This is a genomic window from Streptococcus sp. HMSC062D07 (assembly GCF_001814215.1).
GTDB lineage: Bacteria > Bacillota > Bacilli > Lactobacillales > Streptococcaceae > Streptococcus > Streptococcus infantis_I.
This window is the reverse complement of sequence record NZ_KV815331.1, coordinates 143,452-154,101: the sequence shown is the minus strand read 5'-3', so window position 1 is coordinate 154,101 and position 10,650 is coordinate 143,452. Positions and strand designations below refer to the sequence as shown.

Annotated in this window: 12 protein-coding genes; 2 read left to right on the top strand and 10 right to left on the bottom strand. The window is 40.7% G+C overall.

The window, feature by feature from the left end:
* The 10 genes from rlmD to HMPREF2957_RS06410 all read right to left on the bottom strand — a co-directional run.
* On the bottom strand, nucleotides 1-1,353 hold a 1,353-nt coding region (gene rlmD, locus HMPREF2957_RS06455; RefSeq protein ID WP_070678232.1), incomplete at its 3' end, for a 23S rRNA (uracil(1939)-C(5))-methyltransferase RlmD.
* Nucleotides 1,354-1,427: 74 nt separating this feature from the next.
* Entirely contained in the window at nucleotides 1,428-2,402 is a 975-nt protein-coding gene (locus tag HMPREF2957_RS06450; RefSeq protein ID WP_004252795.1) for a DUF1002 domain-containing protein, read from the bottom strand.
* 81 nt (nucleotides 2,403-2,483) lie between these two features.
* Complete coding sequence (locus tag HMPREF2957_RS06445; protein ID WP_006148472.1) at nucleotides 2,484-3,086, bottom strand: lysozyme family protein; 603 nt, start codon at nucleotides 3,084-3,086, stop codon at nucleotides 2,484-2,486.
* Nucleotides 3,086-4,060 carry a nucleoid-associated protein gene (locus HMPREF2957_RS06440; RefSeq protein WP_006148471.1) on the bottom strand — a complete coding sequence of 325 codons (975 nt, stop codon included), beginning with the start codon at nucleotides 4,058-4,060 and terminating at the stop codon, nucleotides 3,086-3,088. Before HMPREF2957_RS06440 ends, HMPREF2957_RS06445 begins: the two co-directional genes overlap by 1 nt.
* Nucleotides 4,061-4,066: 6 nt before the next feature.
* Nucleotides 4,067-5,323 carry a serine hydroxymethyltransferase gene (gene glyA / locus HMPREF2957_RS06435; protein WP_004252787.1) on the bottom strand — a complete coding sequence of 419 codons (1,257 nt, stop codon included), beginning with the start codon at nucleotides 5,321-5,323 and terminating at the stop codon, nucleotides 4,067-4,069.
* The gene (locus tag HMPREF2957_RS06430; RefSeq protein WP_070678229.1) at nucleotides 5,320-5,766 is read right to left on the bottom strand and encodes a GNAT family N-acetyltransferase; all 447 of its coding nucleotides are present in this window, start codon (nucleotides 5,764-5,766) and stop codon (nucleotides 5,320-5,322) included. Before HMPREF2957_RS06430 ends, glyA begins: the two co-directional genes overlap by 4 nt.
* Before the next feature lies 1 nt (nucleotide 5,767).
* The gene (locus tag HMPREF2957_RS06425; RefSeq protein WP_080581399.1) at nucleotides 5,768-6,370 is read right to left on the bottom strand and encodes an L-threonylcarbamoyladenylate synthase; all 603 of its coding nucleotides are present in this window, start codon (nucleotides 6,368-6,370) and stop codon (nucleotides 5,768-5,770) included.
* Entirely contained in the window at nucleotides 6,354-7,190 is an 837-nt protein-coding gene (gene prmC / locus HMPREF2957_RS06420; RefSeq protein ID WP_070678225.1) for a peptide chain release factor N(5)-glutamine methyltransferase, read from the bottom strand. The genes HMPREF2957_RS06425 and prmC overlap by 17 nt, the downstream gene beginning before the upstream one ends.
* A complete protein-coding gene (gene prfA / locus HMPREF2957_RS06415; RefSeq protein ID WP_006148466.1) occupies nucleotides 7,190-8,269 on the bottom strand; it encodes a peptide chain release factor 1 in 1,080 nt (359 codons plus the stop codon). The genes prmC and prfA overlap by 1 nt, the downstream gene beginning before the upstream one ends.
* Before the next feature lie 2 nt (nucleotides 8,270-8,271).
* Nucleotides 8,272-8,856 carry a thymidine kinase gene (locus tag HMPREF2957_RS06410; RefSeq protein ID WP_004252774.1) on the bottom strand — a complete coding sequence of 195 codons (585 nt, stop codon included), beginning with the start codon at nucleotides 8,854-8,856 and terminating at the stop codon, nucleotides 8,272-8,274.
* Between the two features lie 122 nt (nucleotides 8,857-8,978).
* On the opposite strand from HMPREF2957_RS06410, the gene HMPREF2957_RS06405 reads away from it, so the two are divergent.
* Both HMPREF2957_RS06405 and mnmE read left to right on the top strand, forming a co-directional pair.
* Nucleotides 8,979-9,161 carry a 4-oxalocrotonate tautomerase gene (locus HMPREF2957_RS06405; RefSeq protein WP_001117401.1) on the top strand — a complete coding sequence of 61 codons (183 nt, stop codon included), beginning with the start codon at nucleotides 8,979-8,981 and terminating at the stop codon, nucleotides 9,159-9,161.
* Between the two features lie 114 nt (nucleotides 9,162-9,275).
* Nucleotides 9,276-10,649: a tRNA uridine-5-carboxymethylaminomethyl(34) synthesis GTPase MnmE gene (gene mnmE, locus HMPREF2957_RS06400; RefSeq protein WP_004252771.1), complete on the top strand. Its 1,374-nt coding sequence runs from the start codon at nucleotides 9,276-9,278 to the stop codon at nucleotides 10,647-10,649.
* The last annotated feature ends 1 nt before the right edge of the window (nucleotide 10,650 follow it).

Sequence of the window (10,650 nt, the reverse complement as noted above, 5' to 3'; positions counted from 1 at the left end):
CTCCTTGACTAGCAAACTTACCGCCTCAACATGGTGCGTTTGAGGAAACAAGTCCACCGGCTGGACTTTCTTCAATTCATAGCCCAATTCTTGGTAGAGTTTGATATCACGCGCCATGGTGGCGACATTACAGGAGATATAGGCGATACGGTCAGCTCCTGTTTGAGCGCTTGCTTTGATAAAGCTTTCGGTTAAGCCTTTACGTGGTGGGTCGACCAGGATGGCAGTTGGTTGGATGCCTTCCTTGAGCCAATTCTTCATGGCATTTTCAGCTGTGTCACAGACATAGTGGGCATTGGTAATATCGTTCAATTCTGCGTTCTTCTGGCTATTTTCTACTGCTTCTGGGATAACTTCCACTCCGTAGACTTCCTTGACATGTTTAGCGACTGATAAGCCAATAGTTCCGATTCCCGAATAGGCATCGATCACCACATCATATTCTTTTAACTCCGCAAAATCAATAGCTGTCTGATAAAGCTTCTCTGCCATTTCTGTATTGACCTGGTAAAAGGCTGGTCCAGAAATTTGGAAGCTATTCCCCATCATTTGGTCTGTAATGTAATCTTGACCATTGAGAACTCGCCATTCTTTTCCAAAAATCGCATTGGTATTCTGGTCATTGATATTTTGCATGACAGACACAATCTCTGGGAACTGCTTAATCAATTGTTCAATCAACTGTTCCACACGGAAAACTTTAGGACGAGTTGTCACTAAGATAACCATGATTTGTCCGGAATGATGGCCACGACGAACAACGAGGTTACGAATCAAGCCAGAATGTTCCTTCTCATCATAGGGTTTTAAGTCATAACGACGGAGCAAATCTCGTAAAGCCACAATAACTTGGTCAATCACTGGATCTTGGATATAAAAATCTTCAAGAGGCATCAGATCATGAGAATTCTTACGGAAGAAACCAGTCTCCAGAACACCATTAACGCGACGAACAGGAACCTGAGCCTTGTTACGATACTTGACAGGATTTTCCATACCAAGAGTATCTGCGACCTCTATATCCGTGATTCCAGCAATTTTATAAAGACTGTCTTTTACTTGCTTGGTTTTAAACTTGAGTTGCTCTGGATAAGCTAGATGTCCCAAGTCAGCAATACCTGAACGCAAGTAAGCCAAGTCTAAGTCTTGGTTACGATGTGGAGATTGCGTAAGGTATTCCTCAACTTTACCAAAGCCAATCTTCTTGTTGACTTTAAGGACACGCATGAGGATTTTTTCAGTCGGAAGAGCATTCTCCACAAAAAAGACCAGGCCATCGACCTTAGCCACTCCTGCTCCTTCGTGGGTCAAATCGACAATCTCAACGTCTACAATTTCATTTTTCTTTAACATATTTTTCTCTTTCTATAAGCCGACAAAAAAAGACGGCAACAATCCTGTTACCATCTATTATACCATGAATTGACCTAAGCACCAAAACTCTTGAAGAAATCTAGGATAGCTTGCCAAATTGAGCTAAGGATATTCCCGCCGTCTTGAATAGCTTTATTGGCATCAAAGTTTAGATCGATATTACTAAAACTATCACCTGCTTGAGCAACAATGCTTTGTTTCAAATCTTTAAGAGTCTTTGTAAAGTCTTCGTTGTTAAGAATATCGCTCTTTGAAAGATTAAAGGCAAAGTTGATGATGACATTGACTTGGTTGCCTGTAACAACTTGATCCAGTTTATAGTTCTTTAAAGTATCTTCGACAATCTTACGAACATCATCTTCTGTAAGCTCACCCTTAGACTCTTTAGCCTTAGCGACTGCAGCCTTTATATCAGCAAGGGCTACGTTCAGTTTATTGGCATCAAAGCCTGATTTGTCCTTGTTTTCATCGTTAATATCTGACAAGGCCTTGAGCTCTTCCTGAGCCAAGTCTTTATTTTCCTGAGGTAATTTTACACCATTTGACTCAAGGGAATAGTAAATACCTGCTAGGGCACTTTCACCAGTAACCGGAATTGGTGCCGCAACGGTGATACGCGCGTGCTCCACACCCAAGGTAACAGCCGCATTACGGTACATATCTTGCGTTACTTTAGTGATATTTTCAGGTGTCTCAATCTTGACCTCAAGTGGAGATTTTTCTCCTAATTTTTGAATTTTTGCTGATGAATAAAGTTGAAGACTTGAATCGTTTGCGACATTCATAATTTTTGAGTAGACATCTGGTGTCATGGTCTTCAAATCTTTAGTATCTTTTGAGGCATCATAGCCAAGTTTTTTAAGTGTTTGATTTTTTTGATCTTCCGTTAATGAAGAACCCAAGACGTACTCAGGTTGAACATAGGTTTCATCAATTACTTTTTGAACATCAGTAGCTGCCTGGGCGCTTTGCAGTGTTGCAACTGCTAAAAGTACTGCAGCGCTAGTCAGAAAGAATTTCTTTCGCATGAGACGTTCCTCCTTTTCTACTCTAGCATATTAAAGTATCCTTAAAGAAAACTTATAAAAGCACCTAGAAATTCTAGATGCTTAAAATAGATTAAAAATTTTCATAATATAGAGATTTAGCTGAACCTGTCTAGAGTAATAATAGTTTCCCCCATCCACATAAAGTTCTCCACCTTGAAAAATAGAAATGGGATTGATGTAGCGATAGGTTTTCCCTGTTGTATTTCCTAATATAGGCGCAACTGTATCTCTGGAGTATTGCTTAGCTAGTACAAGAGTATTCTTTTTCCCATTCTGGGCGATAAAATCGATATAAGCAGGTCCAAAGTTATAAGCTTGAATTGCTGTCCAGACATCCACTCCTTTTTCTTGAGCTAGATAGAGATTTTCTGTCAAGGTTTGAACCCCTTGCCGAATACTACTTGCATTATCGTTTATGGTATCAGTAGAGCCACTAGCAGATTCACTTGACTGCATCACGTCTCCCTCTTTACCCTTAGTTTCTGTATAAATCATGGCGAGCACAAGCTCTTCGTTTGCTGGGGTATCTCTTTCATTCAAGATTTCGCGAACCATTGGTTGGTAGGTCATAACTTGTTTGACATCCTGACGAATCAGATAAGCTTTATATCCAGCGAAAAGGAAGACTGCTAGTACCAGCATTCTTCGTATAAATTTAAACATTATTTATTTTGTATATCCTCGATGTTTTTGATTAAGATAGAATATGTTCCATTGTCGTTTTGAATGAACTCAACCGATTCCGCATCTTGATAGACATTGTTTGGTACGATCAGTTCAATCCCGTTTGACAAGGAAAGTTTCTGATTCTCAAATCTCTTTAACTGACGACTGGCATCAATCTCATCAAACTGTACTGGCTCTGGTACTGCTTCTTTGACCTGGTCAATGAAGCTAAGTCGAGCAGTAAGATTATTGTCAAAAAGATCATTGGCTAATTTTTCTGGAGAGAGCTCATTATTCTCTTCAAGATTATTGAAAATTGCTGATTTTACCTTGGATTGAAATTGAAAATCATCTGTGTTAAAGGTTTCGGCAATCTTTTGAGCTGTTTTTTCTAGTTCCTTAATGGATTTCTTAGGTGAAATCTTTGGTTGTGCTTGAATAAGATTCTCAGAAAAATAGTTTAAAAAGGCTCCATTATACTTGATGCGTTTTTCAATCAAGTGATACTTGCGACTTTGAAGATTAACAACTAGTGCTTCGTCTGCTCCAGTTCCAAACCCAGGTAAGTTATTTTGAGTCAGTTTGATTGGATTGTCAACCTCGCCACCCAAGTGTGTCAAGGTTTCACGCAATGCAATTCGTAGAAAGGCAAAGTGGTCTACTCCCTCTTTTGAAAACTGGACAAAAACCAAGTCATTAGTCTTTTGGTTTTCAGATACAGAGAATTCCTCTTTCCAGAGATTAGCAATTGTAACAGATGTTTCCATTAAATCTTCTGTGATGTGATTGAAAAAAGGATTATCCTCTTCAAAAATACCAGTTTTGGCATCATCCGAATATACACGCTCCACTTTTTTACGCAAGTATTCCTCGATTTTAGGAGTGATATTGAGAAACTTATCCGCCAAGAACAACTCTGTGTCATCAGGGCTGAACTGATGGATAATGGCTTTCTTAATATAAATATCCATAAAATATTAGTCCTCATATAATGGGAAGGCATCTGTCAAGGATTTGACTGCACTTCTCACTTCTTCTAAGACAGCTTCGTTTTCTGCATTCTTAAGGGCTTTAATAATAAGTTCAGCAACTTGACGGCTTTCTTTTTCACCAAAACCACGAGCAGTAATTGCTGCCGCTCCGATACGAATACCACTTGTCTTGAATGGTGACAATGTTTCGTAAGGGATTGAGTTTTTATTAAGGGTAATGTTGACCTCATCCAATAAGTTTTGGGCTACTTTTCCACTTTCTATAACCTTTGTGACATCCACTAAGAAGAGGTGGTTTTCAGTACCACCAGAGATAATGCGGAAATTAGGATCTTGCAGGAATACTTCAGCCATAGCCTTGCTGTTCTTGATGACATTAGCAGCATATTCCTTGAAGGCTGGATCCAAAACTTCTTTAAAGGCTACAGCCTTAGCAGCAACAACATGCTCTAGTGGTCCACCTTGGATACCTGGGAAAATAGCGGAATTAATTTTCTTAGCAAGGTCTTCGTCGTTAGTCAAAATCAACCCACCACGTGGTCCACGAAGAGTTTTGTGAGTTGTTGTCGTTGTGATATGTGCGTATGGAACTGGATTTGGATGAAGACCGGCTGCAACCAAGCCAGCAATGTGAGCCATATCGACCATGAGTTTTGCGCCCACAGCATCCGCAATTTCACGGAATTTTGAGAAATCAATAATGTGAGAATAGGCTGAGGCACCAGCTACGATAAGTTTTGGTTGAACTTCTTGAGCTTGTTTCAAGATGGCGTCAAAGTCCAATAGCTCTGTCTCCGGATCAACGCTATATGAAACAAAGTTATAGGTTTGGCCTGAGAAGCTGACAGGAGCTCCGTGAGTCAAGTGCCCACCCGCAGCTAAATCCATCCCCATAACCGTATCACCTGGTTCGATCAAGGCCATGTATGCTGCACAGTTAGCTTGACTTCCTGAGTGAGGTTGGACATTGGCAAATTTAGCACCAAAGATTTCTTTCGCACGTTCAATAGCTAGACTTTCGATAACATCCACTACATCAGTACCACCATAGTAACGACGTCCAGGATATCCCTCAGCATATTTATTGGTTAAGATTGACCCTTGAGCAGCCATAACAGCCTTAGATACAACGTTCTCTGAAGCGATTAATTCAATATTATTTTGTTGGCGTTCCTCTTCTTTGGCAATAGCATTCCAAAGATCAGCATCATAAGCTTTAAAATCTTCTTTGTCAAAAATCATAGTTTTTCTCCTTTAATTAACTTAATAAATCGTTTCTGCACTTTATCGCAAGTATAACCCACTCTTTCATAAAATGCATGAGCACCAAGACGATGGTCTACAGAGTTTAATCGAATAAACTCATAACCCCGTCTTTTTGCTTCTTGTTCTAATCCATGGAGCAAAATTTTCCCGATGCCCTTACCTTGCATCTGGGGTACCACTGCTAAAGCCAAAATATTAAAACCGGCATTAGAATAAAGGGATTCATAAACCTCAGCATGTACATACCCAAGTAAGTCATGGCTGGTCGGTTCCTCAAACCCCAGTAGGAAATGATGTGAGTCTTGGGATAATTTTGCTAGTTGACTAGCCGTTTCCTCAGGACTAAAATCATAACCTAAAGCATCTTTGTTAATCTCATAAATCGATGCAACATCTGTTGCTTTCAAAGCACGTAGCATGTCATACCTCCTCAAAAGGAATTTCAGGTATCTTGGCAAGAATATCTTCTCGAGTTATCGAACCTTGGCGTAGAATTCTTGCCTTACAAGCAGTCAAATCTAAAATAGTCGAATCTTGACCTGTCAAAAAAGCATCATCTTCTATCCCAAGAACCTCTTGTCCGAAGTCTTTTAAAATTTTTTTAAAGCTAGCACCACTAGCTTGACCCGAGATATTTGCAGATGGGCCGATTAAGGGACCAAACTCACGAATCAATTCTAGTGTAACAGGATGACTTGGCATGCGAAATCCAACAGTCGTTAAGTCTGAATTGACCCAGTAAGGGACCTTGTCATTAGCTTCTAAGATAATGGTCAATGGACCAGGAAGAAAACCATCAACAAGTTTTTGTAAATAAGGTGGCTGATTCTTTGAAAAGTTCAAGATATCATCTAAACTAGCAACATTGAGATTGAGAGCCTTATCTCTAGGGCGACGTTTGAGCTGATAAACGTAGTCAACAGCCTTTTCATCCAATGCTTTTGCAAAGAGGCCATAAACTGTCTCCGTTGGCAAAACAACAGCTCCACCTTTTTCCAACTCTTGCTTAATTTTCTCCATCATCAATGACTACCATCCTATCTTGGCCAAATTGGTCTTTGAGCGTTCGAACTCGTTTCTCTGGAAGATTTTCCATAAAGAGAGCGGGCACACTTTGACCTTGTTTGTAGCCAATTTCAAGATAAATCTTACCACCATCATTTAGATAGTCCTTGGAGTCTTCCGCGATTCTACGGTAGATAGCTAGGCCATCCTCGTCAGCAAAAAGTGCCAAATGTGGTTCTGAATGCAAAACATTCAAGCCAACTTCTTCTTGATCTTCACGAGAAATGTATGGTGGATTGGATACAATTATATCATATTTTGAAGAAATTTTAGAGAAACAGTCAGATTTGATAAAAGAGAGATTTAGATTTTGAACGTTAGCATTCTCTGTTGCAAGCTCTAATGCATCCTGTGAAATATCCGCAGCTGCAACAGACCAAACTGGCCTATTTTTAGCTAAAGCAAGGGCTATTGCACCGCTTCCTGTTCCGATATCTAGTACTTTAAGATTTTTCTCAGGATTTTCAGTCAAGATGAGGTCTACTAGCTCTTCTGTCTCTGGACGAGGAATCAAAACTCGCTCATCTACTTTTAACTGCATCCCAAAGAATTCAGCATGACCGATGATGTACTGAGCAGGTACATGTTCTGCTAATTTCTTGTAAATTTCCTCCACAAATTGCTTCTCTTCCTCTGTTACTTCTTGCTGGAGAGCAAAGACAAAGTCTGTAAAAGATAGATTTTTTAGGCTACGATAGACAAAGGAGAGGCTTTCTGCTTCCTCTCCTTGTACTATCAACTTTTCCTCAAAATCTTTAAAAATTTGAGCTAATTTCATTATTTGTTTAATTCTTCCAATTTTTGTGTTTGGTCATAAAGAACCAAAGCATCTACAACTTCATCCAATTTACCAGCTAGAATTGTATCAAGTTTTTGTAGAGTCAAGCCGATACGATGGTCTGTTACACGGTTTTGTGGGAAGTTATAAGTACGGATACGCTCTGAACGATCACCAGTACCGATTGTAGACTTACGCTCAGCGTCCTGCTCATCTTGAGCAATCTGTGCAAAGTGGTCAGCCACACGCGCACGAATGATCTTCATGGCCTTCTCACGGTTTTTCTGCTGGGTACGTTCTTCCTGCATCTCAACCTTGATATTGGTTGGCAAGTGAACAATACGAACAGCAGTCGCAACCTTATTGACGTTCTGTCCACCAGCACCAGATGCGTGGTAGATGTCAACACGAAGGTCTTTTGGATCAATATCGTACTCTACTTCTTCTACCTCAGGCATGACCAGGACAGTTGCTGTCGAGGTATGAACACGACCTTGGCTTTCTGTCACAGGGACACGTTGCACACGATGGGCACCTGATTCATACTTAAGTTTAGAGTAAACTGACTGACCAGAAACCATGGCAACCACTTCTTTGAAACCACCGACACCGTTCATAGATGCTTCCATGACTTCAAAGCGCCAGCCTTGGGCTTCAGCATACTTCTGGTACATTGTTAGAAGGTCACCAGCAAAAAGTGCTGCCTCATCTCCACCAGCAGCTCCACGGATTTCAAGGATGATGTTCTTATCATCGTTTGGATCTTTTGGAAGAAGCAAGATTTTCAATTTTTCTTCGTACTCTTCTTTTTCTGCCTTAGCATCCTTGAGTTCTTGTTTGGCCATTTCTTCCAAGTCAGCATCTCCGCCTGATTCCTTAATCATCTCTTCAGCATCAACGATGTTTTGGAGGACTTGTTTGTATTCACGGTAGGCGGTTACGGTATCACGAGTTGAAGCTTCCTCTTTTGAAAGCTCCATGAAACGCTTGGTATCAGAGACCACATCAGGGTCGCTCAACAATTCTCCTAATTCTTCATAACGGTCTTCTACAGCTTGTAGTTGATCATAGATATTCATTCTTATTGATTCTCCTTATTGATTTCAGGGGCAAAATAATGTTTACGGCAAACCGAGATATAGGTTTCATTCCCACCTATCTGGATTTGTTCACCATCATAAACAGGCAGTCCGTCCTGCGTACGCAACACCATGGTCGCTTTTTTCTTACAATACTGACAAATGGTTTTGATCTCATCAATTTTATCTGCTAATAATAATAGATGTTTAGATCCTTCGAACAGCTCATTGCGAAAGTCATTCTTCAAACCAAAGGCCATAACAGGTATGTCTAACTCATCGACAACACGCGCTAGGTCGTAAACATGATGACGTTTCAAAAACTGGGCTTCATCGACCAAAACACAGTAGGGCTTTTCAGGTAAATCTCGAATAAACCCAAAAATATCCGTAGTATCATCGATAGCAACTGCTGGTCGCTTCATGCCAATCCGACTCGACACATAGCCTATACCGTCTCTTGTATCCAGAGCCGAAGTCATGATAACAACTCCCTTTCCTTGCTCCTCATAGTTATAGGCTACCTTGAGAATCTCGATGGTCTTTCCTGAATTCATGGTCCCATAACGATAATACAACTGTGCCATGTTTCTATTTCACGTCCATTTCTAATTTTCTGCTACATTCTAGTATATCATATTTTCCAAAAGCTTTAAACGGCAAAATGTGGTAAAATAGAAGAAATCAAAAACTAGTGGAGGAAGCTATTATGCCATTTGTACGCATCGATTTATTTGAAGGACGCACGCTCGAGCAAAAGAAAGCCTTAGCTAAGGAAGTAACTGAAGCTGTGGTTCGTAACACTGGTGCACCTCAATCTGCTGTTCATGTCATCATCAACGATATGCCTGAAGGAACTTACTTCCCGCAAGGGGAAATGCGCACTAAGTAAAGCTTAAGCAATCTGCTTAGGCTTTTCTTTATAAGTGGCATTCGTTGAATAAAAAACTTTATTTTGTTACAATTTTAAGAGATATTTGTATATAAATTGTTAAAAGGAAATGAAATGATTACACGTGAATTTGATACCATTGCAGCAATCTCGACACCGCTTGGTGAAGGGGCGATTGGGATTGTTCGCCTAAGCGGAACGGATAGCTTTGCCATTGCACAAAAAATTTTTAAAGGCAAAGACTTGAGCAAAGTTGCTAGCCACACACTGAACTACGGCCACATTATTGACCCTTTGACTGGTAAGGTTATGGACGAGGTCATGGTTGGGGCTATGAAGTCTCCGAAGACCTTTACTCGCGAGGATATTATCGAGATCAACACCCACGGAGGGATTGCCGTGACCAATGAAATCCTGCAATTGGCTATCCGTGAAGGGGCTCGCATGGCAGAACCTGGAGAATTTACCAAGCGTGCCTTCCTCAATGGTCGTGTAGACTTGACTCAGGCTGAGGCAGTGATGGATATCATCCGTGCTAAGACTGACAAGGCTATGAATATAGCAGTCAAACAACTTGATGGATCCCTATCTGACCTCATTAACAATACTCGTCAGGAAATTCTCAATACCTTGGCTCAGGTTGAGGTGAATATCGATTACCCTGAGTATGACGATGTGGAAGAAGCCACTACTGCTGTTGTCCGCGAAAAAACTATGGAGTTTGAACAACTCTTGACCAATCTCCTAAAAACTGCACGCCGAGGTAAAATCCTCCGCGAAGGAATTGCAACAGCCATCATTGGTCGTCCCAACGTTGGGAAGTCAAGTCTACTTAATAACCTCCTGCGCGAAGATAAAGCCATTGTAACGGATATTGCAGGGACTACTCGAGACGTCATCGAAGAATACGTCAATATCAACGGTGTTCCACTGAAGTTGATTGATACTGCAGGTATTCGTGAAACGGATGATGTCGTGGAACAGATCGGGGTTGAACGCTCCAAAAAAGCCCTCAAGGAAGCTGACTTGGTACTACTAGTCCTAAACGCTAGCGAACCTCTAACTGCCCAAGACCGACAACTTCTTGAAATTAGTCAAGATACTAATCGAATCATTCTTCTCAACAAGACTGACCTGCCAGAAGCGATTGAAACTTCTGAACTTCCAGATGATATCATTCGTATTTCAGTCCTCAAAAATCAAAACATTGATAAGATTGAAGAACGCATCAATAACCTCTTCTTTGAAAATGCTGGCTTGGTCGAACAAGATGCTACCTATCTATCCAACGCCCGTCATATTTCATTAATTGAAAAGGCAGTTGAAAGCCTACAAGCTGTTAACGAAGGCCTCGAACTAGGAATGCCTGTTGATTTGCTTCAAGTTGATTTAACACGTACCTGGGAAATTCTTGGCGAGATAACTGGTGATGCTGCGCCAGATGAGCTGATTACCCAGTTGTTTAGCCAATTTTGTCTGGGTAAATAAC